The 23,252-nt window shown below is 59.3% G+C and carries 19 protein-coding genes; 16 read left to right on the forward strand and 3 right to left on the reverse strand.

All coding sequences use genetic code 11. The features are described from left to right. Positions 1 to 85: 85 nt before the first annotated feature. The 7 genes from glf (at position 86) to AC1DD5_RS04110 (ending at position 8,509) form a co-directional block, all read left to right on the forward strand. A complete protein-coding gene (gene glf, locus AC1DD5_RS04080) occupies positions 86 to 1,270 on the forward strand; it encodes a UDP-galactopyranose mutase (RefSeq protein ID WP_442003789.1) in 1,185 nt (394 codons plus the stop codon). Then, positions 1,267 to 3,279 (forward strand): glycosyltransferase, encoded by a 2,013-nt coding sequence (locus AC1DD5_RS04085; protein WP_477518294.1) that lies wholly within the window; start codon positions 1,267 to 1,269, stop codon positions 3,277 to 3,279. Before glf ends, AC1DD5_RS04085 begins: the two co-directional genes overlap by 4 nt. Before the next feature lie 2 nt (positions 3,280 to 3,281). Next, positions 3,282 to 4,139: an ABC transporter permease gene (locus AC1DD5_RS04090; RefSeq protein WP_477518295.1), complete on the forward strand. Its 858-nt coding sequence runs from the start codon at positions 3,282 to 3,284 to the stop codon at positions 4,137 to 4,139. Beyond that, complete coding sequence (locus AC1DD5_RS04095; protein WP_216924014.1) at positions 4,140 to 4,871, forward strand: ABC transporter ATP-binding protein; 732 nt, start codon at positions 4,140 to 4,142, stop codon at positions 4,869 to 4,871. A 74-nt stretch (positions 4,872 to 4,945) separates the two neighbouring features. Then, positions 4,946 to 7,060 (forward strand): DUF6541 family protein, encoded by a 2,115-nt coding sequence (locus tag AC1DD5_RS04100; RefSeq protein ID WP_477518296.1) that lies wholly within the window; start codon positions 4,946 to 4,948, stop codon positions 7,058 to 7,060. A gap of 3 nt (positions 7,061 to 7,063) precedes the next feature. Then, entirely contained in the window at positions 7,064 to 7,549 is a 486-nt protein-coding gene (locus AC1DD5_RS04105; protein ID WP_477518297.1) for a GtrA family protein, read from the forward strand. A gap of 3 nt (positions 7,550 to 7,552) precedes the next feature. Next, positions 7,553 to 8,509 carry a glycosyltransferase family 2 protein gene (locus AC1DD5_RS04110; protein WP_216924011.1) on the forward strand — a complete coding sequence of 319 codons (957 nt, stop codon included), beginning with the start codon at positions 7,553 to 7,555 and terminating at the stop codon, positions 8,507 to 8,509. Between the two features lie 88 nt (positions 8,510 to 8,597). On the opposite strand, the gene AC1DD5_RS04115 is transcribed toward AC1DD5_RS04110, so the two are convergent. Beyond that, positions 8,598 to 12,044 carry a chitobiase/beta-hexosaminidase C-terminal domain-containing protein gene (locus AC1DD5_RS04115; protein WP_477518298.1) on the reverse strand — a complete coding sequence of 1,149 codons (3,447 nt, stop codon included), beginning with the start codon at positions 12,042 to 12,044 and terminating at the stop codon, positions 8,598 to 8,600. A gap of 215 nt (positions 12,045 to 12,259) precedes the next feature. Here AC1DD5_RS04115 and AC1DD5_RS04120 point away from each other — a divergent pair, with 215 nt between their 5' ends. Both AC1DD5_RS04120 and AC1DD5_RS04125 read left to right on the forward strand, forming a co-directional pair. After that, entirely contained in the window at positions 12,260 to 13,078 is an 819-nt protein-coding gene (locus AC1DD5_RS04120) for a hypothetical protein (protein WP_477518299.1), read from the forward strand. An 86-nt stretch (positions 13,079 to 13,164) separates the two neighbouring features. Then, positions 13,165 to 13,701, forward strand: coding sequence for a hypothetical protein (locus AC1DD5_RS04125; protein ID WP_442003796.1), 537 nt, complete (start codon positions 13,165 to 13,167; stop codon positions 13,699 to 13,701). An 85-nt stretch (positions 13,702 to 13,786) separates the two neighbouring features. Here the strand turns inward: AC1DD5_RS04125 and AC1DD5_RS04130 are convergent, their stop codons facing one another. Further along, entirely contained in the window at positions 13,787 to 15,133 is a 1,347-nt protein-coding gene (locus AC1DD5_RS04130; protein ID WP_477518300.1) for a neutral/alkaline non-lysosomal ceramidase N-terminal domain-containing protein, read from the reverse strand. A 247-nt stretch (positions 15,134 to 15,380) separates the two neighbouring features. Then, the gene (locus AC1DD5_RS04135; protein ID WP_477520670.1) at positions 15,381 to 18,101 is read right to left on the reverse strand and encodes a GH25 family lysozyme; all 2,721 of its coding nucleotides are present in this window, start codon (positions 18,099 to 18,101) and stop codon (positions 15,381 to 15,383) included. Between the two features lie 288 nt (positions 18,102 to 18,389). Here AC1DD5_RS04135 and AC1DD5_RS04140 point away from each other — a divergent pair, with 288 nt between their 5' ends. From AC1DD5_RS04140 to AC1DD5_RS04170, 7 genes are all read left to right on the forward strand, one after another. After that, complete coding sequence (locus tag AC1DD5_RS04140) at positions 18,390 to 19,613, forward strand: TadA family conjugal transfer-associated ATPase (RefSeq protein WP_442003799.1); 1,224 nt, start codon at positions 18,390 to 18,392, stop codon at positions 19,611 to 19,613. Further along, positions 19,613 to 20,470 carry a type II secretion system F family protein gene (locus AC1DD5_RS04145; protein WP_477518302.1) on the forward strand — a complete coding sequence of 286 codons (858 nt, stop codon included), beginning with the start codon at positions 19,613 to 19,615 and terminating at the stop codon, positions 20,468 to 20,470. The genes AC1DD5_RS04140 and AC1DD5_RS04145 overlap by 1 nt, the downstream gene beginning before the upstream one ends. Then, entirely contained in the window at positions 20,467 to 21,408 is a 942-nt protein-coding gene (locus AC1DD5_RS04150; RefSeq protein WP_477518303.1) for a type II secretion system F family protein, read from the forward strand. Before AC1DD5_RS04145 ends, AC1DD5_RS04150 begins: the two co-directional genes overlap by 4 nt. Before the next feature lie 123 nt (positions 21,409 to 21,531). After that, positions 21,532 to 21,735, forward strand: a complete 204-nt coding sequence (locus AC1DD5_RS04155) for a hypothetical protein (protein WP_477520671.1) — start codon at positions 21,532 to 21,534, stop codon at positions 21,733 to 21,735. A gap of 81 nt (positions 21,736 to 21,816) precedes the next feature. Beyond that, on the forward strand, positions 21,817 to 22,221 hold the full coding sequence (locus AC1DD5_RS04160; protein WP_477520744.1) for a TadE family protein: 405 nt from the start codon (positions 21,817 to 21,819) through the stop codon (positions 22,219 to 22,221). 106 nt (positions 22,222 to 22,327) lie between these two features. Further along, positions 22,328 to 22,756, forward strand: coding sequence for a hypothetical protein (locus AC1DD5_RS04165; protein WP_477518305.1), 429 nt, complete (start codon positions 22,328 to 22,330; stop codon positions 22,754 to 22,756). Positions 22,757 to 22,826: 70 nt separating this feature from the next. Beyond that, complete coding sequence (locus AC1DD5_RS04170) at positions 22,827 to 23,237, forward strand: pilus assembly protein TadG-related protein (RefSeq protein ID WP_442003804.1); 411 nt, start codon at positions 22,827 to 22,829, stop codon at positions 23,235 to 23,237. The last annotated feature ends 15 nt before the right edge of the window (positions 23,238 to 23,252 follow it).

Genomic DNA, 23,252 nt, shown 5'->3' on the forward strand with positions numbered 1-23,252 from the left:
TACGGGGAACGCACGCCATGTCGGGTAGCCTTGACCAGTAGACGTGGGCACTTCTGTGCCCGCACGCCAATACACAGGAGAGTTTGTGAACGCTGATCTCGTCGTCGTCGGCTCGGGTTTCTTTGGCCTGACCATTGCAGAACGCGCCGCTACCGAGTTGGGGCTAAAGGTCGCGGTTCTTGATCGCCGCCACCATATTGGAGGAAACGCCTACAGCGAGAATGAAGAGAAGACGGGCATCGAGGTGCACCGCTACGGAGCGCATCTCTTCCATACTTCGAATGAACGTGTCTGGGAGTACGTGAACAGGTTCACCAAGTTCACGAGCTACCAGCACAAGGTTTACACCAGCCACAAGGGCGAGGTGTACCCCATGCCGATCAACCTCGGCACCATCAACCAGTTCTTCCGTGCAGCAATGAGCCCCACCGAAGCTCGTCAGCTCATTGCCGAGCAAGCGGGCGAGCTTGCCGGCACTGATCCCCAGAACCTGAATGACAAGGGAATCCAGCTGATCGGACGGCCCCTGTACGAGGCATTCATCAAGCACTACACGGGCAAGCAGTGGCAGACGGATCCGAAGGACCTTCCCGCGGAGATCATCTCCAGGCTCCCCGTGCGCTACAACTATGACAACCGTTACTTCAATGACGCACATGAAGGCCTCCCGGTTGACGGTTATACGGCCTGGATCGAACGCATGGCGGACAACCCCAACATTGAAGTTGTCCTGAACACGGATTTCTTTGACGATGGCGAATTCGGCCGTTCATCCGTTCTTGGGCAGGTTCCAGTCATCTACACAGGCCCGGTTGACCGCTACTTCGACTACGCCGAGGGTGATCTCTCCTGGCGCACGATCGACCTCGAAGAAGAAGTGCTGCCGATTGAGGATTTCCAGGGGTGCCCGGTGATGAACTACCCGGACCCGGAGACTGCTTTCACTCGCATCCACGAGTTCCGCCACTTCCACCCTGAGCGCGACTACACGAAGGACGCGACGGTCATCATGCGCGAATTCTCGCGTTTTGCGGAGAAGGGCGACGAGCCTTACTACCCCGTCAACACATCAGAAGACCGCAGCAAACTGCTCGCGTACCGTGATCTTGCACGTGGCGAGAAGTCTGTACTGTTTGGCGGGCGTCTTGGAACGTACAAGTACTTGGACATGCACATGGCCATCGGCTCGGCCCTGTCCATGTTCGACAACAAGATCAAGCCGCACTTTACGGGCGGCGCCAAGCTGGAAAGTGGTGGAGTGGACGCATGACCGCCACAACAAATGAAAGCCAGGAGACTGCCATGACGGCCACAACAGCCGCAGACAGCCCGGCCTCGACTCAGCAGAACCTTCGAATAGTCCAGCGTGTGGTTTTCCCGGCCAACCGCGACCTCGATACCCTGCCGCTCTATGTCGATCCGGACACCAACAAGGTCCGCAAGCAGGATGACAACGGCTCAGCAATTGTGCAGGCAGTGGGCATGGCCCGCAAACTCCACCCGGAGGACATCCTGGACCGTGGGTCGGTACAGGTGCGCCGGGGCGAGCGTCTTTCCTTTGGGTCCTACTTCAATGCCTTCCCGGCCAGTTACTGGCGCAAATGGACCATTGCCACAAAGACGGTTCTCCACATCGAGACCGAGGGCGAAGGAACGGTCATCGTTTACCGGTCGAATGCGCGCGGCGCGTCGCAGCGGGTCGACTCGATCCTCGTTGAGGGAACTGCGTCGAACGACTTCGAACTTACGCTCGCTCCCTTTGGCGATGGCGGTTGGTACTGGTTCGACCTCATTGCCGGCGGCGATGGAATGACGCTTAAGAGCGCCCACTGGGCTGTTCCTGATGAAGGCAGGCCCCAGGGGAAAGTCACGCTGGGTGTTACAACGTTCAACCGTGCCGACTACTGCCTTGAAACCATCAAGTCAATCGATGCCGACTCCGGTCTCCGTGAAATCCTCGCGGAACTGATCATCGTGGACCAAGGCAACAAGAAGGTGGCCGACGAAGACGGGTTCGACGCCGTCGCCGCATCCATGGGCGAGCAGTTGCGCATTATCAACCAGGGCAACCTTGGTGGTTCGGGTGGGTTTGCCCGCAACATGTACGAGATGCTCGTCTCTGACAAGAGCGACTACGTCATGCTGCTCGACGACGACATTGAACTTGAAACCGAAGGTGTACTCAGGGCGGTCGCATTTGCCGACCTCTGCCGTAAGCCCACCATCGTCGGTGGACACATGTTCGATATGTACAACAAGTCCGTATTGCACGCCTACGCGGAAGTGGTGAATTTTTACCGCTTCCTCTGGGGACCCGTCGAGGGCCTGGGAAATCACGACTTCTCCGCGGAGGGCCTTCGCTCAACGCCTTTGCTGCACCGCCGCTGGGATGCTGACTACAACGGTTGGTGGATGTGCCTCATCCCCAAGACCGTCGTGGAAAACATTGGACTCTCCCTTCCCGTTTTCATCAAGTGGGATGACGCGGAATACTCCCTGCGCGCCCGTGCCGCAGGCTTCCCGACGGTTACGCTGCCGGGTGCAGCGGTTTGGCACGTCTCCTGGGCTGATAAAGATGACTCAGTGGACTGGCAGGCCTACTACCACGAACGCAACAGGCTCATCGCGACCCTTCTGCATTCGCCGTTCCCCAAGGGTGGCCGCATTTTCCGCGAAAGCCTGAACACGGACATCAAGCATTTGGTGTCGATGCAGTATTACCCGGAGCAAGCCCGCGTCATGGCTCTTCGGGATGTCTTGGAGGGCCCAGGCAAGCTCCATGAGCAGCTGCCCACCACAATGCCCAAACTTCGCGCCATGCGCGAGGAATTTGTCGACTCACAAGTCAAGACCGATCCCGGCGCCTTCCCTGAGTCCTTCCGCAAACGTCCGCCGAAGAAGCCGCAGTCCTACAAGCAGCCGGGTGCCCTTGGCCTGCTGCCTTGGGCGGTTAAGACGGTCCTCAAGCAGGTCCTTGCTCCGGTTCGCGATTCTGCCAAGACCAACCCTGAGGCCCACGTTGCGCATCAGGACGGCAAATGGTGGAGCTTGGCGCACCTGGACAGTGCAGTTGTCTCCAATGCCGATGGCACAGGTGCCTCGTGGTACCAGCGCGATCCCAAGCTGGCACGCCGGCTTTTGGTTGAAACAACGCAGCTGCACGCTCAGCTTTTCTCGAATTGGGAGACGCTTCGGGCCCAGTACCGTGCAGCACTGCCGCAGATCACGTCGATGGAGTCCTGGCGCGAGACATTCGATGCTTCGGAGCCCAAAAAGTAGCGATGGCCAACTCCACTGATATTTATGCTGTTCCCGGGGTAGGTGCCGGTCTGCTGGATGTTTTCCGGCGCCGGTACCTCCTTAAGCTGATCGTCCGCAAGGAACTCAGGGTCCGCTACCGGGGTTCCGTGCTGGGTCTGGCTTGGTCATATGTGAAGCCCTTGGTCCAGTACTTGGTTCTGTTCTTTGCACTGGGCATCGTCCTTCGCGTGGGGGACCAGATTCCCAACTACGCCCTGTACATGTTCTCCGGCGTCATCGTCGTCAACTTCTTCACTGAAGCGTTTTCAAACGCTACGCGCTCCATAGTCTGGAATGCGGCCCTGGTGAAGAAGATCTACCTGCCTCGGGAACTTTTTCCCGTGGCGTCGGTCTGGGTCGCTGCCGTGCATTTCCTTCCCCAACTGGTGGTCTTGCTGGCTGCTGCCCTGTTCAACGGGTGGCGACCTGATGTAATGCAGCTGCTTGGTGCAGCGCTGGGCTTCGTCATTGTGGCCGTAACCGCCACGGGCCTGGGCCTCCTGGCAGGTGCTGTCAACGTATTTTTCCGCGATGCAGAGAACATCGTTGACATGTTGATGATGATCGTCACCTGGACTTCACCCGTCCTCTATGACTGGACCATGATCCGCCGTCTTGCACCGGACTGGGTCTTGACGATCTACCAGCTCAACCCCGTGACCGTGGCGGTGGAATTGTTCCACTGGGCGTTCTGGTACCCGACGGTCACTAAGCCGGTCGAACTGCCCCCTCACCTGATGTTGACGGGGTTGGCTGGACTGGGGATGGCCGCAGTTTTCCTTATCATCGGCCAGCTGGTGTTCCGCCGGCTCGAAGGCCATTTTGCGCAGGAGGTCTGAGTGGGCGCCGCCGTCATAGTCAAGGGCTTGAAAAAGACTTTTAATCTGCGTCACTCGCACTCCCTTAAAGAGACGCTTGTGTGGCTCGTCAAGGGACGCAAGGGTGATCTCACCAAGAAATTTGATGCCCTGCACGACGTCAGCTTCGAGATACAGGATGGGGAGACTGTGGCCCTTCTGGGCTTCAACGGCTCCGGTAAATCCACGTTGCTCAAGTTGATCTCCGGTGTCATCCTTCCCGATCAGGGCACTGTGCGGACCAAAGGCAGGGTCGCGGGCCTGATTGAGGTTGGGGCCGGGTTTCACCCGGATTTGTCCGGCCGTGAGAACGTCTTCCTTAACGCCGCGATCCTTGGAATGACAGAGCAGGAGATCAACGAGAAATTCGACGAGATCGTCGCCTTCTCGGAAATCGAGCAGTTCATCGACACGGAAGTGAAGTTCTATTCTTCCGGAATGTTCCTGCGCCTTGCTTTTGCGGTGGCAGTTCATACGCAGCCGGATATCTTCCTTGTGGACGAGATCCTGGCTGTTGGAGATGAACCTTTCCAGAGGAAGTGCCTGGCCAAGATCAAGCAGCTGTCCGACGAAGGCAGGACCCTCGTGGTTGTCAGCCATGACCTGGACATGATTTCGCGGATCTGCGACAGGGGAGTCGTCTTATCCTCCGGCACTGTCCAATTCGAAGGTCCGGCTGATCAGGCTGTCGCCTGGCTGCGGGAACGCAACTAAGTCCCGCATCCAATAGCAAGAGTCGTCTGTCAAGGGATGGCTAGTGGAAGCATCTAGGAAAGGCGATCGTAGGAATGGGTATCGGCCCACTGCTGTTGTGTGTACTCCTGATCATTGTGTTGTGGTGGGGTCCAGGCTGGCTTCTCGGAGAAGCGCTGGGAGTGCGCCGAACCCTCCTGCCCGTCGTGGCACCATTGTTGGGCATGGGTGCCCTGACGGTCATCGGTGTGATGGGCAATTCCTTGGGCTTGAGCTGGCAGCTGCTTCCGGTGTCCGCCGTTCTGCTGGTGTTGGCTGGTGTCCTGTTGGCTCTGCGCCTCGTGTTGAGGCGCAGATTCCCCGACAAGTTCCAGACACCCCTGCGAACACAGCCAAGCATTTTCGGTAAGCACCGATTTGCGGGCTCCTGGTGGATCCTGCTTGTGGGCCTTGTTGCGGGCGGAGCCGTCGCCGCCGTGGCATGGTTTGTCGGCACTGAGGGCCTTCTGGGCATAAACCAGGACTGGGACATTCCTTGGCACGCCAACATGATCCGGCTTATCTCCGTGAATCATGAATGGGATCCCGCCATTGCGGGCAACTTCGCCTACTACGACACCACAATTTCTGATGCTCCCATCAGGAGCTACCCGATTGCGTTCCACGCGGTGCTCTCGCTGTTCTGGCCGATGAGTGGTGTCAGCATCCCGGTCTTCCTGAATGTTTTCGTCTTGGTGATGATGGCCGTTCAGTTGCCCCTCAGCGCCATGGCCTTGACCATGATCCTCACGCGCCGCCCTGTTGCCGTGGCCGCCGCGGCTGCAGTGTCGGGATGGTTCACGGTCTACCCCTACGATTTACTGTGGCGTGGCCCGCTGATTCCGTTTTTCGCTGGCATGCTCTTGGTGGGTCCATTCGTCTTCCTGGCCGTCAAAGGTGCCTTGGAGCGGCAAAAGTTCTGGGTCCTGGGCATTGCCTTCGGCGCAGTGGGCCTTATTGCCGTCCACCCCTCGCTGGCGTTCGTAGTACTGCCGGTCCTCGTCTTCTGGCTGCTCTCCGCATTGATACGACGCAAGGGCCGGATCCTGGGCATTACCGTTTACCTGGCGGTGTCAGGGGTTCTCGCGGCGATCATCGGCCTGCCGATCATTACCCAGATGCTTAAGGAATCTGAGCGCGTCTCCAAGATGATGTGGGCTCCGGATACTGATCGAAACGGTGCCATTCAGAACATTGTTTTCCTGAACCATGGCTCCATGGCAATGCCGATCCTGACAACGCTTGTCGCACTTGGCTGCCTTGCTGTTGTCTTCAGGATCCGCATGTGGTGGTACTTCGGCCCGGTCCTGGCTTTTGCGTTTCTTTCGGTTTACACCATGGGCAGCGACAGCCCCCGTTTCCTGAACCTGACAGCCCCCTTTTACGACGATCAATGGCGTATTTTCGGCATCCTTGTCATGCTTCTCGTGCCGCTTGCCGGCTTGGGTGTTGCCCAGGCTGGCGAGGCAATCGAGTGGGCCGTCCGGTGGCTCCGCAATCGTCGGGCAGCATCCCATGAATCCCAAGGCACAAAGGGACGCAGGCCCAACCACGTCATCACAGCGGCGGCTGCTGTCGCAGTTTTGCTGGTGTGTGGCGTTGGGGCGATCCCGTATTTCAAGCAAAACGCCGAACGCATCAACATCAATACGAAGGTGGATGGCCTCACCCTGAGTTCATCCGAAGTGGATCTGCTGAGCAAAATCGACCAGTACGTCCCCCAGGACGCCACAGTGCTGAATGACTCCTGCGATGGTTCCGTATGGATGTATGCACTCGGGAACCGAATGCCGATGATTCGGCACTTCGAAATACTTCCTACGAACCGCCAGCTGCTTGTCCTGCAAAAGCTCCCTGAGTTGGCGACGGATCCCGACGCGCGGGCTGCCGCTTCGGAGCTTGGTATCGAATGGGTGTACATAGCCGACGGTCGGATCCGGGCCTGGGATGAGCCCAAGGCAGGCTTGACCCATCCTGATTCCATCCCTTACTTGAAGCTTGTTGTGCGTGACGGAAACGCTGCCCTCTACCGGATCGATTGGTCGCAGTTACCAGGTGGCAAGCAAGCCTTCGACGCCGCTGCCAAGGACCGTGTGCAGCTTGATGGAGTCCCGGGCATCCTCGAGAACCGGAACCCCGATGGCATCGCCCCGCTTGGAAGGATTTGTTAACCAATGAAGGCATTCATTAAAAAGTTCCTCTCGTCCAGTTTGTTCAGATTCCTCGTGGTGGGCGGTCTGAGCTTCATTGTGGACCTCGGTCTGCTGGCGCTCTGCTTCCAAGTGTTTGGTTGGCCCCTTTGGTTGGCCACGGGCGCAGGATTCTGGGGAAGTTTCTTCTTCAACTATTTCCTGCAGCGCCACTTTGCCTTCGGGGGTGGCGGAACGGCATTGGGTGGAGTGCTGCGGTACTCCGGACTCCTGGCCTTCAACACCGTGGCGGTCATGGGAATCGTCGAGCTTTTCCAGTTCCTGGGGGCCGGATATGTTGCCGGTAAAGTGGTTGCGACGATTGTGACCATGGGCTGGAACTACTTCATTTACAAGCACTGGATCTTCCCGCAAAAGAAGCAGCCGCAGAGCGCCGGCGGACAGACAGATGGCGCCTCGGGCACTGAAGCGCCAGCACAGAAATTCACACCTAACAGCAGCGAAGGATAATCGATGTATCGAGGCGTTCGAATTGCCGCGGTAGTACCGGCCTATAAAGAAGAGAACCACATCGCACAGGTGATCGAAACGATGCCTGATTTCGTCGATGACATTGTCATTGTTGATGACTGCAGCCCGGACGACACCTCCGGGGCTGCCCTTCGGGCGGATGACGGCAGGGTCACGTTGATCCGGCACGAGGTCAATCAAGGTGTGGGTGGCGCTGTCCTGACGGCCCATAAAGCAGCAATGGAGTTGGGCTCCGACATCAATGTTGTGATGGCCGGCGACGCCCAGATGGATCCGGAGTACCTGCCCCAGCTGCTCGACCCCGTGGTGGATGGTTACGGCTTTGCAAAGGCCAACCGCTTCTTTTCAGGTGAGTCTTTTGCCGGCATGCCTGGATACCGTATCTTCGGAAACATCGTTCTCTCGTTCATGACAAAGCTGGCGTCGGGTTACTGGCACATCTTCGACCCCCAGAATGGCTACACGGCGATCCGGACGGAAGTTCTTCGCCGCCTGCCAATGAATAAGGTGGCTGCGCGCTACAGCTTTGAGAACGACCTCCTGATTCACCTGAATATCCTCGATGTACCGATTGTGGATGTCCCCATTCCTGCTGTTTACGGCAACGAGGTTTCCAGCATCAAGCTCCGGAAGGTGATCCCCGAGCTGCTGGCCATGCTCTTTGGCGGCTTCTGGCGCCGTGTGTGGTGGAAGTACATGGTGTGGTCCTTCTCAGCTGTGGCTCTTCTGTTGATCGCAGGCATCGCCCTTATTGTCATGGGTCTGGTGGCTGGGATCTGGGTGCTCGCGGCAAGCGTAGGATCTCCTACCGCGGGATCGGTGATGTTGGCTGTTGTGCCCTTTGTGCTGGGAGTTCAGATGCTGTTGGTATCCCTCCAACTGGACATACAGGCAAGCCCAAACAGACCCACGATGCATCCCATGAAGGAACGTACGTAGGGAATTCCTGGAACAAGAAGGGGAGGGTCAGGACGCTTGGCGTCCTGACCCTCCCTTCTCTTTCCTGGCCGGGGTCACGTCTTTGCTGCTAGGGGAGCGACGTGAACCCTCCCCAGCCCCACCCGACCTGGCTCCGGGAGAGCCATCCTGATGTTCCGTTGCCGGGGTACAGGAAGAGGTTGCCACCGGAGTCGCGGGCAAGCACATCGTTCTTGCCGTCTCCGTTGAAGTCGCCAGGGCCCAGGATTGCAGTCATCCCGCTCCAGCCGCTTCCAACTTGGACCCTGCTCAGCCAACCGCCGGTCCCGTTGCCTGGGTAGAGCCACAGGATGCCCGACGTGTCCCTGGCCAGGACATCAGTCTTGCTGTCGCCGTTGAAATCGCCGGTACTCAGTATCGCCGTCATGGAGTTCCATCCGGTGCCAATCTGGGCGCTTGATACAAAGCCGCCAGTGCCGTTTCCGCGATAGAGCCACAGGACACCGGCCGAATCCCGGGCCAACACGTCCGCCTTGCCATCGCCGCTGAAGTCCCCTGGCGCGAGGATGAGCGTCATGCCCGACCACGCTGTGCCTGCCTGCACCCGGGGCTGAAGCCCGCCGGCTCCATTCCCGGGATAGAGCCAGAGGACACCATTGGTATCTCGCGCCAGGACGTCACTTCGTCCATCACCATTGAGGTCCTTGGTGGGGACGATAGCGTTCAGCGAGTTCCAACCTGTGCCCAACGAACGTTGCGTCAGCCAACCGCCGGTGCCGTTGCCCGGATAGAGCCATAGCGTGCCGCCATTGTCGCGTGCCACGACGTCGTTCTTTGCATCACCGGTGTAGTCCTTCCACGTATTGGCCGGTGGCGCTGTCACAGTGTAGGCCTGGCTGATGATCGCCGAACTGTTGTTGGACGGATCCACCGCGAAGTACTTCAAGGTCATCGCGGCCGTCAGCGTGATTGCTGTGGAGTACTTATTGGCGGCTGTGGCAGTCGGAGTGGTTCCGTTGGTGGTGAAGTAAATGCTCGATCCCGCTTCATTCACCGTGAGCGTGATCTGCTGGTTCACAGGGTAGCTTCCCGCAGGTGGAGTCACGGTAACCACTGGTGGGGTTGTGTCCAAGACCGTGTAAGCACGGGCAGTGACTGCGGAAGCATTTCCATATGCGTCCACAGCAAGAGCCATTACGGTGGTGTTTGCCGTCAGCGCGAATGGGCTCGAGTATGCTTTCGTGCTTCCTGCGACTGCAGTAGCGGGCGTGGTGCCATCCGTTGTGTAGAAGATGCTTCCAGGTTCGCTGGAAGTCATGGTGACAAGTTGCCCTGAAGCATAGGCTCCGGCAGCGGGTACAACGGTCAGAACCGGGGCAGTGGTGTCAAGGACGTACGTCTGGGTGGCTACCGTTGAAGAGTTGCCCGCGGTGTCGCGTGCAAAGTACTTCAATGTCATCGACGACGTCAGCGCTATCGGTCCAGAGTAGACAGGACTGGATGTGGTGGGCGTGGAACCATCGGTGGTCACGTAGATAGTGGCTGCTTCATTCACCGTGAGGCTGATGGTTTTGTTTGCCCCGTACGTTCCTCCAGCCGGATCGACAGAGACCACAGGGGGCGTGGTGTCGGCAGCGAAGACAGTGACATTCCTGGTTGAAGTGGAGGTGTTCCCCGCGTTGTCCGTGGCTTCCACCGTGAAGGCGACAGGACCATTGGGTACGTTGCTGTACGACTTTGGCGACGTACATGCGGTGAAGGCGTTTGTGCCCAGCTTGCACCTGAAACCGGCAACGTCCGTGGACGTTGAGGCAAAGACGAACGACGGCGAGATCCCGACTGTTGCGCCTTCTGCAGGTGAACTGATGGACACCTGAGGTGCGGTCAAGTCCGCGGTCACAGTCACCGATGCAAGGGTACTGACGTTGCCCGCCATGTCTGTCGCCCGGACCCCTAGGATGTGCTGTCCTGCGGTAGCGAGGTTGAAGACATAGCCGTTGCTGCAGGCAGTGAAAACTGTGGTGGAATCGACCGAGCAGGACAGGACGGAGTCCGCCTCCGAGGTCACGCCCAGGACAGGCGAGCGGTTGACGGTCGCTCCAGCGGCCGGTGAGGTTATCACCGGAGCGGTGGGTGCCGTCAGATCAACGGTGAACGCCCTGGATACAGGAAGCCCTGATGGTGCCGCGCGTACAGAGAATGTGTAGGCGCCGTTGGTCAAGGCGGTTGCCGGTGTATACGTGCCACTCGTGCATACCTGCCATACAGGTGTTGCGGTGCTCAATTGGAGGCTGCATTCAAGAGTGCCCCCGGGAGGCGTTGAGGCTACGGTGAAAGTGGGAGTGGAATCGTCGGTGAAAGCCGGATTGGCCGCTTGGGTTCCGTTAGCCGCCGTCGGACCGCTGACGATGGAAGGTACTACGCCGCCCAAAGTGAGCAGCCTGCCCTGCTGGGCCGGTTTGGCGGGATCCAGCTGACCTGGATCTTCCATGACCATCAGCTTGCCATCGCGCATGTTCAGTCCACCGATCTTGCTGAAACCGAGCGCCCATTGGTTGTTTACGGTGTCGGTGCTCAAGTCGATGCGCGAGACGGTGTCCTTGCCGGCGTCGGCAGTAGTTGTTCCGCCACCTGTTCCTGTGTACAGGACCAAGGGCGACTGCCAGTCGTAGTAGATGGCCGTCGGCTTGCCGACGTTATAGAGGGGCGAGGGGACGAAATTGGTCAAGACTCCGTCCTCTGGTGCCGTGAACACGGTCAGTCCCGAAGTTTCCGCGACATAGACCACTACATTGCCGGCACTGTTGCGGTGCGTGGCAGCAAGGCTCAAGGAGCTTGAATTAACCGAAGCGATTGATTCGATGCTCGGATAGAGGGCAGTCGGATCTACGATCTTCACAATCGAGCGGGCATTTGCGAACGACAAATAGATGTTGCCATCGGGGCCGTCACTGACCGCGTTCGGACGAAGGTCGCCGTCGAAGATGGTCAACTGACCGTCGTAGTCGAAGACTCCGGCGGTGGGCTTCCAGATTGCACGGACTACCTCGGAACTTCCGACGGCGGCATCCGGAATGAACGCGATTTCGTCGCCCGAGCCGTGATTGGCAGGCGACGGATCAATCATGGCAGGAGTTCCGGCTAACGCAGGGCCCTGTTTATGGCCAGCCAGGGTGCCCCCAAGGCAGGTGCCTGTTTCGAGCCCGCCCGGCGTGGCGCCCACAGCTTCGGTCACTCGGCAGAATCCGGCACGCGCGTCCGAGACCCAGATCCTTCCGGCTGGGTCCACCACCGAACCGGCGGCCTTCGTGAGACCCACGGCGACGGTTTGGCGGGCCTGGTCGGCGTTGGCAGCCCCCGCTGTGAACACACCTGTGAGCGCTGCTGTTGCCAGGCTGGCCGAGGCGATCAGTGCGGTGATTTTATGGCGATGCGGTCCTCGGACCATCCCGCTGATGGCGGAGGGATGGGAGTTTCCATGAGATGTTCTTGAGCGACCGGCGAAGGCAAGACACGCCAAACCAAGCTGAAGAACACTGCGATTGCGCGTGTCCACCGAGGGATCCCCACTTCATTCGGATGCTCCCCAGCTCCGCATGCATTGGTTATTCGCCCCACGCCGTTTCCGGCTGCGTCTACGTACATCTTCCCCCAATTTTCACTTTTGTCACTAGGTAATTTTCTTGCGGGACATTTTCTTGCTTCACTTTCGCCCTTCCCGACGTCTTGACCGGGCAAACGCAGCCCCGCACGATTGAGGTGGAGGTCACAATGCGCAGACTGTTTCCGATGGTGGTGCCGCTGATTATGCTGCTGGCCGCCTGCACTCCATCGCCCCAACCGACTCCGGGATTGAGTACCTCGTCAACAGCCGCGTCGACACCAACCGGCACCGCGACTACCGGCGCCACAGGGGAACCCAGCCACTCGCCGTCGACGGTTCCGAGTAATGGCACCACAGGTGATGGGGAGCCATTGGGCGACGGTGACGAACCTGGCCGCTACGCCTATCGATGCACAAGCCTTGACGCCTCCCCGGAAGTCCAGTTGTCGAGCCTTGCCGAGGTCTGGGCCGCCACCAACTACACGCGGATGGACTCCTGCGAAGTTACCTACACCGGACCGCAACCGTTCGAGCCCACACCACGGGAAGCAGAAGCAATCTCGACGGCGGCACCACAAGGATCAAGCGATGATGGAGGCCTGGCAGTGTTGTTGGACGTCCTCCGTCTCTGCACGCGGGTAAGCGATGAAAGCGGACCAGGCGGATTCGAGGAAGCCGGACACGGGCCGTTGCTTGCTGCAGCCTCACTTTGCCCGGATGCTCCACAGGGCAAAATCATCGCAGCGTGGGCCGAGGGCACGAGGATGTCTGATGGCAGCCATCTGGTGGGCGATGCGGTGCAACCCGGCAAATACCAACTGGTCAAGCAAGGCGCTTCTGCGGCAGATTGCAGGTGGACCGTAGCCGGCACAGGGGGTGCCATTACCGCGGAGGGAGGACTGCCGGAGGCCGGCGCAGGCGTCGATCTTGCTGGCGGCCAAAACTTTACTAGTGACAAATGCGGAATTTGGGGGAAGATGTACTAAGACGCAGCCGGAAACGGCTTGGGGCGAATAACCAATGCATGCGGAGCTGGGGAGCATCCGAATGAAGTGGGGATCCCTCGGTGGACATGCGCAGGCGCAGTGTTCTTCAGCTCGGTGTGGCAGCTTTTGCCTTGGCCGGTTGTTCAGGAACCAATGTAGATACTTCCCAACCAGCCGCACTTGATATGGCGCCTGTGGTCGCGAACGATGACAAAATCCCACGGGAACGTCCGGAACCTTTGATCCGGTATCAATTCACGTGCACAGGTGCTGATGGCAGCCTGATAGGCAAGTTCTCGAGCCTGGAAGAGGTCTGGGCATCCACGCGCTACATGCACGTCACGGACTGCCAAGTGCAGTATGTCGGAAGCGGACCCCACATGCTCACTCCCGAGGAGACGGCTGCCGTGAATGCCGCCCTCGCGGCAGGTGCCGCACCGGGCGACGCCTCCGCTCTGTGCTTACGCATCATTAAGGCCTGCACCCGGACGGACCCAAGGACGCTCGCAGCCTCGCTCGCCGCTTATGGGGTTCCGGTTGTGAAGGGCGCCCTGACACTTGCCCCGCTCGCGCCGCAGGCGGCCGTGCTCACCAGGTGGCTGAAGACGGCAGTTTCCGGATAGCTGCATCGGCGTGTAGCGCGCAATCAAGGAGAAATTGAAAGGCGCGGACCACTTTGGGTCCGCGCCTTTACGTGGGCATTTCTGTTCAGGCAAGCAATGAATTCATCGCATTGATGAGTGTTGTTTCCACGCCATTCGTACCCGCCTTGAAATGGGCCAGATGTCCGTAGACGGTCATTGAGCCACCAGCAATTCCCGGGAAGTCCGGCTCCCAACCACCCTCGTAGCTGCCAAGTGGCATGTTCGGCGGAAAAAATTCATTGCTCGGTATGTAGCAGCAGGACTCATTGGCGTATCCGCCGACGATTATGCCGTTGGTTCCGCCATTGCGACTTCTGAAATACGCTCCGTATCCACTGACGAGTTCGCCGCCGATCATGGCGATCTTCAGTTGGGGGCTTCCGTTGAATTTCCACACTTGGAAGGGGGACGGCACCGCAGTTTTGTAGCTATTGCTGTCAATACGGCCGATCATGACCTGGGCGTGACGCTGGTACCACTGCGGCTGGCCGTTGGGGTTTGGCAAACGCGCAACATACGCGGCACGTACAGCGGCGAGATTACCCGCGGTGGGGGTGATGTCCAGTGGAAGCTGGACCTCCTGATAGCGCGTCACCATCGGGCCGCTGAGCGCCCTGCCGGCAGACTGCATGTTTGAATTGACGGTTGCCCCAAGGGCGTCCCCATGCTGGTCCCTGAGTTCCCAGCTGCGGACCCCTCCAGGGTCCTGGTCCCCGGCGGGTCCCTGCACAAACATGGCGAAACAATTCGGATTGCGGTTCTCGATGTAATTGCAGGCGCCCGCCGCGAAATCTCCGTCAAACAGCGTGCGCAAACCAGCGCTGATGGGGTGGCAGCCGTAGCTGAAGATCACAGCTGCCGGTGTGCCGTTGCCCCGTCTGGCTACGAGTATGGGGACGGCGGTTTCTGTGTACGGCAGGCCAACCCTGTTCGCGGAAAAGTTCTGTGTTGAAACTTTGTAGTCGAAAGTCACTGCAGTTTCAGCCGCGTCCAGGGCTTCCTGGGCAAGGTCAACGATTGTGTCTTCCAGGTCGTCACTGTACGAGCGGAGCAACCCGAGGTCTGCCAGTCCGTACGCCATGTAGGGATGCAATGTGTCGATCAGTGCTGGACCGTTGTGCGTATGTGTCGCCTGGATCAGGATGTCGCTGCTGGACCAATCCGCGAGTTGAATGATCCTGTCGCGGATCCGTTGGTGCATAGCCCGAGGCACTGCCAGAACGTCCAGCGAGATGATGATGTGGGGATGTGCGTCTTCCCAGATGAGGATTGCCCGAGCATAGAGGGGCTCGAACGGCGAACTGCTGGTGGCCTCGCGTCCGCCATCGGTGGTGCCATATCCGGCCATATACGGATTGGTGCTCAGCGACGGCGTAATGTCAGCGCTTGCAGTTCCAACTCTAAACGCCATAAAAGATCACTCCTTGATTGTGCGCAATGGGTGACCTTCGCTTGCCCCCAAACAAAGTCCGTTTCCCGAATGCGCTGAACAGCCAATACGTGAGACCACCTTCATTAGACCATGTGATCCAGCAATTTAGGCCGCTCCTGGGCGATATTTATCGCCCGCACGGGCGTGTCAGTCAGCTGGAATGAACCGAGGGCCCCTTCATGGAAGTTTTCCACGAAAGGGCACTCGAAACCGGACTGCGTGCGTGCTATTTTGCCGCAGGTGCCAGAATGGTCAGGGAATTCCAGCCTGTACCGATGCGGGTTGTTGTTCCCCACGACCTGTTCGAACCCACAGGGTAGTACCGCAGCTCGCCAGCGGTGGTCCGGGCGATGACACCGCTGGAGCCGGCTCCGGCAAATCCGCGGACCGCACCGAAACTCGTAACGACGTTCCACCCTGTTCCGACCACCGCTGCAGGTTCCTGCATGAAGTTTCCGGTGCCATTGGAACGGTACAGTTTCAAATCGCCAGCTGCGTTTTTGGCCAGGAGATCGGCATTTGCGTCTTTGTCAAAGTCCATTTGCGCTATGTCCAAACCGCTCCAACCGACTCCAATGGAGATACCGGTGGACACGGTCTTCCCGGTGGGGTTGCTGAAGTAGTACAGGCGACCCGTGGAGTCGTATCCTACGAGACCGGGGTGTGCATCGGCCTTTTTCCATGTCCCAACGCTTAGCGTCCAGTCCTTCCAATTGCTGCCGAGGGCGATGGGGGTCCCAAAACCGCTGCCAGTCCTGCCCGGGTAGACGTTTAGCCGGCCGTCGGACCATTGCGCCACGATGTCCAAGGCGCCGTCCCCGTTCCAATCCGTGACGAACCCGGCCTTCAGGCCGGCCCACCCTGTTCCGATGAGATCCTCCGGCAGGAGCGCCGTGGTACCGGTACCGGGATAGCGGTAGAGGTTGGCATCGGCACGGACCGCGACCACATCCTCCTGGTCGATGCCGAGTGTTGTCTCAACATCCAGGGGAGCGTCGCTGATCCGGATCGCGTCATCCCAGCCAAGTCCGATGAGGCTGCGGTTGCCCCACGCACCCGAGACCGCTGGGTAATAGTAGAGGTCGCCGTTGGCGGTGCGGGCATGGAGTCCCTGGGACCCGGCCCCGCTGAAGCCGATCGCTGAACTTACCGACGTCATGCCATTCCATCCGGAACCAATTACTTGGGCGGCTTCGTTGAGGAAGCTGCCCAAGCCGTTCGAACGATAAAGGCGAAGGGTGCCATCGGAGGTGCGCGTGAGGATGTCCTGGCTACCGTCGCCATCGAAGTCGATCTGGTTCAACTGGTGGCCGCTGAAGCCGGTCCCGATCAGCACCCCATTTCCCAGCGTTCCACCTCCCGTGTTCGGGTACCGGTACAAATTGCCCAGGTAGTCCTGTCCTATTACGCCCGGATAGCCGTCTTTGGAGTTCCACCAACCGACCGTCAGGGACATTTCCTGCCAGCCGGAACCGACTTGGAGGGGAGCATAAAAGCCCCCGCCGGGAGCGCCGCGGAAGACTCTCAGTGTCCCGTCGGACCACTGCGAAAGAATGTCCTGGACGCCGTCCTGGTTCCAATCAACGACGTACAGCGATTTTGCACCGGTCCACCCCGAACCGATGGCCACAGGACCAGTGATCCGGCCACTGCCGTCGGCTGGAAATGCATCGAGCCGGCCCGTCGAGCTTGTGGCCAGGAGGTCGGCGCCGGACTTGATGGACGGGTTGGAAGGGGCTGAGGCACCACGGGCGAACGTCCGCAGCTGATCGTAGCTGCCGTTGAAGATGTTGGAATCACCTTCGAACGGCCCGGTGCTGCTGTACTGCCACATGGTGTAGTCGCCCCAACTGGCCGGTAAAGATCCAGGAGAATTCGTGGGGTTGTTCCAGTACGACGCGATCCACAGCGGGTAGCTCCCGAACGTGGAGTTGCCCACGCACGTATTCCACCAATCCGTGGTGCTGTAAATGACCGGAAAGCGCCCCGTCAGGGCTTTGACCGTGTTGCCGAAATCGGCGGCCCACTGCCCAAGTTGCGCCTTTGACATGTTGTAGCACGTGTTGCCGAAATAGAAGCCGTTGATGGTGCGTCCAGCGTAGGGGTTGTATTCGATGTCCAGGACAGGAGGAAGCGTGTAACCGTCTGCAGTCCATCCGCCGCCGTTCGCCACGAAGTATCTCGCCTGGTCCGCACCCGAAGACCAGTTTGGAATGGCGAAGTGATAGGCGCCACGAACCATTCCGACGTTCCTTGAGCCGTCATATTGCTGTGCATAGTTTTCGTTCAGGTAATAGTTGCCCTCGGAGGCCTTGACGTAAGCCCAGCGGGATCCTTCGTTCCATTGGTCCTGCCAGTCGACGTTGCCCTGGTGCGCGCTGACGTCCTGTCCATGGATACCGATGGTTGGCCTCCAGTGACCTGGGTCAGCGTCCATCGGCACCACCTGTCCCACTGTGCGTGAGCCAGCAGGCCCTGAATTTCCGTTGCCTTGCTTTGCCGCGATGACCCTGGGCGAGCGCTGACCCATTTCTGCCCCGCCCGCTGGAATCGCGGCTCGCATTGCTGCCTTCATGGTCTCGGCGTCCGGAGCATTGCCGGGCATTGCCTTGGCGGTTGGCAGCCCAGCTGGATCGTCCATGGAGGGGCCGTTGGCCGGCTGCGGAGCAACAGCAGGTGAAGGCTCGACGGCGGTTGGCACCTGCTGCTGGTTCGTCACCGGCGGTGCGCTTTCCGCGGGGAGGGCGCCGGAGTCTGTCGATGGCAGAAGTGGAGTCGTCGCTGGCGACTTCTGTTCGGCGATCGGGGCTGGCGCTGGCCGAGGGCCGGAGTCCTCCGCCCATGCAGGAATGCCGGGAAAAGTCCCTGCAAGGAGGACCAGACAAAGGGCGATTCCAGTCCTTGCAAGCGGCATGCGACGGACCGTCTTTACGGGGGTTCTTGTCATATCCAATTCCGGCCCTGTGCCGCGGCTCAGCGGCGCATGGTGTGGCTTGCTGACAAGCTCCGGGGCGGGCGCCTGCGCATGGGACCAAAGGCCAGCTCCTAACGGGCTTTACCCTAACATTCGGAAACTGGAGTGACTAGTGGTACAGACGATGCCAAAGGGACTCTTGTTCCAATAGTTATCCACAATCCCTCATGCGGGACTTGGCCCTAAACTTCGGCTCCCCTAGCGTAGGTGACTCGAGATACGCCTCTCGGATACGGACAAAGAGCTTTTTGGGGGGGAAATATGGAGGCCGTTGGGATTGTGGAGGGTGAGGTCCGCGAACTTATCAGACGCCGCGGTTTGGACCCTCTTGAACAGACCGCGGAAGTCCGGCGCTTGGTTGAGGACGCGGTCAACGACTATGACGAAAGGGCTCTCCTTGGGCCCCTTCCGCCATTGGGACATTTGGAAACCGCCCGGCGGCACGTATTTGACGCCGTAGCGGGATTCGGGCCGCTGCAGCCATTCCTGGATGATCCTGGAATTGAGGAAATTTGGATCAACGCGCCGCACGAAATTTATGTCGCGCGTAATGGCGAGTCCGAGCTAACCGGAATTACCCTGAGCGAGCAACAAATCCGCGACCTCGTGGAGCGGATGCTCAAGAGCTCGGGGCGGCGGCTGGACTTGTCTTCACCGTTCGTGGACGCGGCCCTTCCGGACGGGTCGCGCTTGCATGTTGCTATTCCAGACGTGACCAGGAAGCACTGGGCTGTCAACATCAGAAAGTTCATCGCCAGGGCTAACCGGCTTGAGCATCTCGTGGAGTTGGGAAGCCTCACACCCCAATCTGCCAGGTTCCTTGGTGCAGCCGTTGCAAGCGGACTCAACATCCTCGTTTCCGGTGCCACCCAGGCAGGGAAGACCACTATGTTGAACTGCCTTGCAGCAAGCATTGGCTCACGTGAGCGCGTAATAACCGTGGAAGAGATCTTTGAATTGCAGCTCCCTCTGCGTGACGTCGTGGGTCTCCAATGCAGGCAACCGAACCTGGAAGGTCATGGAGAAATTCCGTTGCGAAGGCTCGTTAAGGAAGCCCTGCGCATGAGACCTGACCGCCTGGTGGTCGGTGAAGTCCGCGAAGCCGAAAGCCTGGACATGCTGATCGCGTTGAATTCCGGGCTTCCTGGCATGTGCACGGTCCATGCAAATTCGGCCCATGACGCCGTCACCAAGATTTGCACCCTGCCTTTGCTGGCGGGGGCGAATATTTCCAGTGCATTCGTCTTGCCCACAGTTGCCTCGTGCATTGACTTAGTGGTGCATTGTGCCCGGCAGGCCAATGGGCGGAGGCAGGTAACCGAAATCCTGTCCTTGGGACGCCGCGTGGAAAACGGGGTCATCGAATCCTCGGTGGTGTTCCGCATGCTAGAGGGGCAGTTGCAGCCCAAAGCCAACTCCATACCCGCGGTCGAAAAGTTTGCCGTGGCTGGTTTTGATGTCGCCGCGCTGCTGGAGCTGAACTGATGGCCCCGCTACTGGGGATCCTTTGTGGCAGTGGCGCATTACTTATTTGGTGGTCCACCTGGGACCATCCACCTGACCTCCGGGTCAGCGAACCCCGGCCACGGCCCCTGGAACTTCTCTTGCTCACGGCAGGCATAGAAAGGGTCACCAGTGCGGGCCTCCTTCTCAGTTGCGCTGGATGTGGAGTCGTTGCAATGCTCCTGTTCTTCGTTGTGACCGCGTCATTGCCCGTCTGCCTTTGCTTCGGAGTCTTCGGCGCTTGGATCCCTTTCGGCCTCGTGCGTCGGCGGGCGCGGAAACGGCGTGCCACTCTGCGCCAACTGTGGCCGGATGTTGTTGACCATCTGAGATCCGCCATTCGCGCCGGCCTGGCTTTGCCAGAGGCATTGATCCAACTTGGGCATAACGGGCCGGACGAACTGCGGAGCCTCTTCCTTGATTTTGGTGCCGATTACCGATCGGGCGGTCAGTTCGATGCGGCTGTCAACAAACTGAAGGACCGCTTGGCAGATCCCGTGGCCGACAGGATTATCGAGGCACTCCGCATGACCCGGGAAGTGGGTGGCTCCGACCTCGGGCGCATGTTGGGCACGTTGGCCGGGTTTCTTCGGGAAAGCGCCCGGACGCGCAGCGAACTCGAGGCCAGGCAATCCTGGACCGTAAACGGTGCACGGCTGGCAGTCGCGGCACCCTGGATAGTCCTGGTGGTCATGGCCGGTCGGCCTGAAGCCATGCTTGCCTACAACTCCGGAATTGGTGCCGCGGTGCTCCTCGGCGGACTTGTTGTCTCCGTTTTGTGTTACGCAGTCATGCTGCGGATTGGGGCATTACCCGAGGATGAGCGGGTCCTCCGATGAGCACCTCGACGGCGACCGCCACGCTCCTTGGTTTATTCTTGGGCGGAGGGACATGGTTGATCCTGGTGCGGCTTCCCTTCATGCGTGGCCGGACCTTCGCGGAGCGGATTGACCCACAGCTTAAGTCGCAGAATCTCGAGTCGCGCCTCCTCCGGGCGCCTACGCATAATCTCACACCCTTTGGACCACTGGAACGCATTCTCCGCCCCGTTATGCAGGATGGAATTCTCTACTTGTCCCGTTTTAACGGTGGCGGCCCAGCCTTGCGCAAGAGACTCGCTCGAGCCGGCTCCGCGAAAAGCGTGGTGGATTTCCGCGCCGAGCAACTGGTGTGGGCCGCAGGCGGCTTCCTGCTTGCTGTGATCGGCGTGGGGCTGGGTGCTGCCTCCGGACGATTCAGCCCGCTTCCATCACTGGTGGCGGTCATCGGGGGTGCCTTTTGTGGTTACGTGCTCCGCGATTTCCTGCTTGGCCAAAAGACTAAGCGCCGGGAATCGGTGATTCTTGCGGAGTTTCCCAGCCTTGCCGAACTTATGGCGCTTGCCGTCGCCGCCGGAGAGAGCGCCGTGGGTGCGATGGACCGAATCTCCCGTACCTCCAATGGCGAGCTCGCCAAGGAATTCAGCGCCGTCCTGGCCGACACGAGATCAGGAAAGTCGCTGATCCAGGCACTCCAAGCTTTCTCTACCCGAACGCAACTGCCGCCCCTGGTCCGATTCGTGGACGGATTAGTGGTGGCTGTGGAGCGGGGCACTCCATTGGCCGATGTACTTCGCGCACAAGCTGCCGACGTCCGCGACGCTGCGAAGCGGGAACTGATGGAATCAGCCGGTCGAAAAGAAATCGGAATGATGGTGCCCCTTGTATTCGGCGTCCTTCCGCTAACGGTCATTTTCGCAGCGTTTCCAGCGCTCGCCGCTTTGCAGTTGAGCCTTTGACCGGACCGAGCCGGGCTCTTTGACCAATTACCTTTATCCGCCGGTCGCACATTACCAGCACAAACACACACATTGGGGAAAATAATGAAGAAGAAGTATGGACACTCGTTTTCTGCAAATACAATGACTTTGCCGTTTTTCTCATGGGCCTTCGCTGTGATCGCCCGAAATGTGGCATCACCCTTGGAACACCCTGAGCGCGGTGACGTCCCGGGATGGGTGATGATCACCCTAATGTCCGCCATATTGGTCGCAGGGCTCCTCGCGATTGCATCGCCAGCACTGGCGGACCTCTTCACGCAGGCCATGGCCAAGGTGGGTAGTTAGGAAATGGGGCAGGTGTGGTCCCGCAGCCAAAAGCGCCCATTCTGCCTGCCCTGTGGATTTGAAAGTCCAAGTGCACTTAAAATTCGCTGCGCAGATAAAAATCCGTGTGCAGTTAATAGTGGGGAACGAGGTTCCGCGGTTATCGATTTCGTGATGATTGGTGCCCTCCTGACGTTGCTGTTCATGTCAATCGTCCAGCTCACGCTTGTCCTTCATGTCCGAAACACACTTGTTGATGCCGCCGCGTCCGGAGCGCGATATGGAACCCTTGCCGATCGAACGGTTATGGATGCGGAGGCCAGGACGTCCGAGCTGATCGAAACGGCGCTCAATGGAGATTTCGCGGCAGATGTGACCACCGCTGAAAGGACTCTGGATGGAATTCGGGCGTTGGAAGTGACCGTGAGGGCGCCTATGCCAGTTGTGGGGCTTATCGGCCCCGGTGGACTCATGGAGGTTACCGGACATGCTGCCCTTCCAAAGTAATGTCCTGACCCCGGTGCCGTGCCCAGGTTCGATAATGAATCGCCTTGGGCATTGGCTGAACAGGGCTTGGCAATTGGCGTTCGGCCCATATCAAGACACATCCAGTATGGGTACCGACGTCAAAAGGCAGCGCGGCAGTGCCATCGTGGAGTTTACGTTCCTGGCACTGTTGCTCATGGTCCCGGTGGTCTATTTCCTGGTAACCGTAGGCCAAATCCAAGGCGGATCCTTTGCAGTGGTGGGTGCGGCGGATCAGGCGGCCAAGGTCTTTGTCTCCCAGAGTGAACCTGTCCTCGCGAGGACCAGCGCAGAACAGAGCGTCCTCTTGGCGCTGAGGGATTACGGCTACCCGGCGCAAGCAGCCACGATGGAGATCACGTGCGACCGGGCAGACTGCCTTTCAGCAGGCGCAGCAGTGACAGTTTGGGTTCGATTGGCTGTCCCTTTGCCGATGGTTCCGTTTGGCGACTCGCTACATTTGAATGCTGCTGTGCTCAATGCCTCTGCCACGCAAGTCGTGGGGCGCTTTAAGTGAATCGTCAACGTGAGGAGGAGGCGCAAAAGTGGCGATGGGACGGATAGGGAGCAAAGCCGAAGAGGGACAAATGAGCGTGCTGATCGTAGGCTTCGTGCTTCTGGCACTCCTGTTGGCTGCGGTGGTAATGGCTACTTCCGCGATTTACTTGGAACACAAGAAACTTCTGTCCTTGGCTGATGGCGCCGCACTTGCCGCTGCAGATTCGTACGTGGTGGGTGACATCGAGGGAAGCAGTGTGCCCTCGGCGTCGCTGGTGGACGAGCGGGTGCTGGGCGCGGTTGATCTGTATCTGGGAAACAGCGAAGCCTTCTCCATGCACGATCACTTGGAAGTTTCTTCCGGGACGGGTAGTTCTCCCGGCGGTACAGCGGTGGTGGTCTTAAGTGCCATCGCCCATCCGCCCTTGGTCACCTTCCTGCTGCCTGAAGGAATCGCCGTTGAAGCAAGATCCACTGCCAGGTCTCGGCTCACCCAATAGGGGCACAACGTAATA

It is taken from the genome of Paenarthrobacter sp. 10L420 (assembly GCF_056395385.1).

Coding starts and splice junctions, on each gene's coding strand:
- AC1DD5_RS04105 (WP_477518297.1), top strand. CDS start 7,064: ATGAAGGCATTCATTAAAAAGTTCCTCTCGTCCAGTTTGTTCAGATTC.
- AC1DD5_RS04110 (WP_216924011.1), top strand. CDS start 7,553: ATGTATCGAGGCGTTCGAATTGCCGCGGTAGTACCGGCCTATAAAGAA.
- AC1DD5_RS04140 (WP_442003799.1), top strand. CDS start 18,390: ATGGAGGCCGTTGGGATTGTGGAGGGTGAGGTCCGCGAACTTATCAGA.
- AC1DD5_RS04130 (WP_477518300.1), bottom strand. CDS start 15,133: ATGGCGTTTAGAGTTGGAACTGCAAGCGCTGACATTACGCCGTCGCTG.
- AC1DD5_RS04170 (WP_442003804.1), top strand. CDS start 22,827: ATGAGCGTGCTGATCGTAGGCTTCGTGCTTCTGGCACTCCTGTTGGCT.
- AC1DD5_RS04155 (WP_477520671.1), top strand. CDS start 21,532: ATGACTTTGCCGTTTTTCTCATGGGCCTTCGCTGTGATCGCCCGAAAT.
- AC1DD5_RS04150 (WP_477518303.1), top strand. CDS start 20,467: ATGAGCACCTCGACGGCGACCGCCACGCTCCTTGGTTTATTCTTGGGC.
- AC1DD5_RS04085 (WP_477518294.1), top strand. CDS start 1,267: ATGACCGCCACAACAAATGAAAGCCAGGAGACTGCCATGACGGCCACA.
- AC1DD5_RS04125 (WP_442003796.1), top strand. CDS start 13,165: ATGCGCAGGCGCAGTGTTCTTCAGCTCGGTGTGGCAGCTTTTGCCTTG.
- AC1DD5_RS04145 (WP_477518302.1), top strand. CDS start 19,613: ATGGCCCCGCTACTGGGGATCCTTTGTGGCAGTGGCGCATTACTTATT.
- AC1DD5_RS04120 (WP_477518299.1), top strand. CDS start 12,260: ATGCGCAGACTGTTTCCGATGGTGGTGCCGCTGATTATGCTGCTGGCC.
- AC1DD5_RS04165 (WP_477518305.1), top strand. CDS start 22,328: ATGGGTACCGACGTCAAAAGGCAGCGCGGCAGTGCCATCGTGGAGTTT.
- AC1DD5_RS04135 (WP_477520670.1), bottom strand. CDS start 18,101: ATGACAAGAACCCCCGTAAAGACGGTCCGTCGCATGCCGCTTGCAAGG.
- AC1DD5_RS04090 (WP_477518295.1), top strand. CDS start 3,282: ATGGCCAACTCCACTGATATTTATGCTGTTCCCGGGGTAGGTGCCGGT.
- AC1DD5_RS04100 (WP_477518296.1), top strand. CDS start 4,946: ATGGGTATCGGCCCACTGCTGTTGTGTGTACTCCTGATCATTGTGTTG.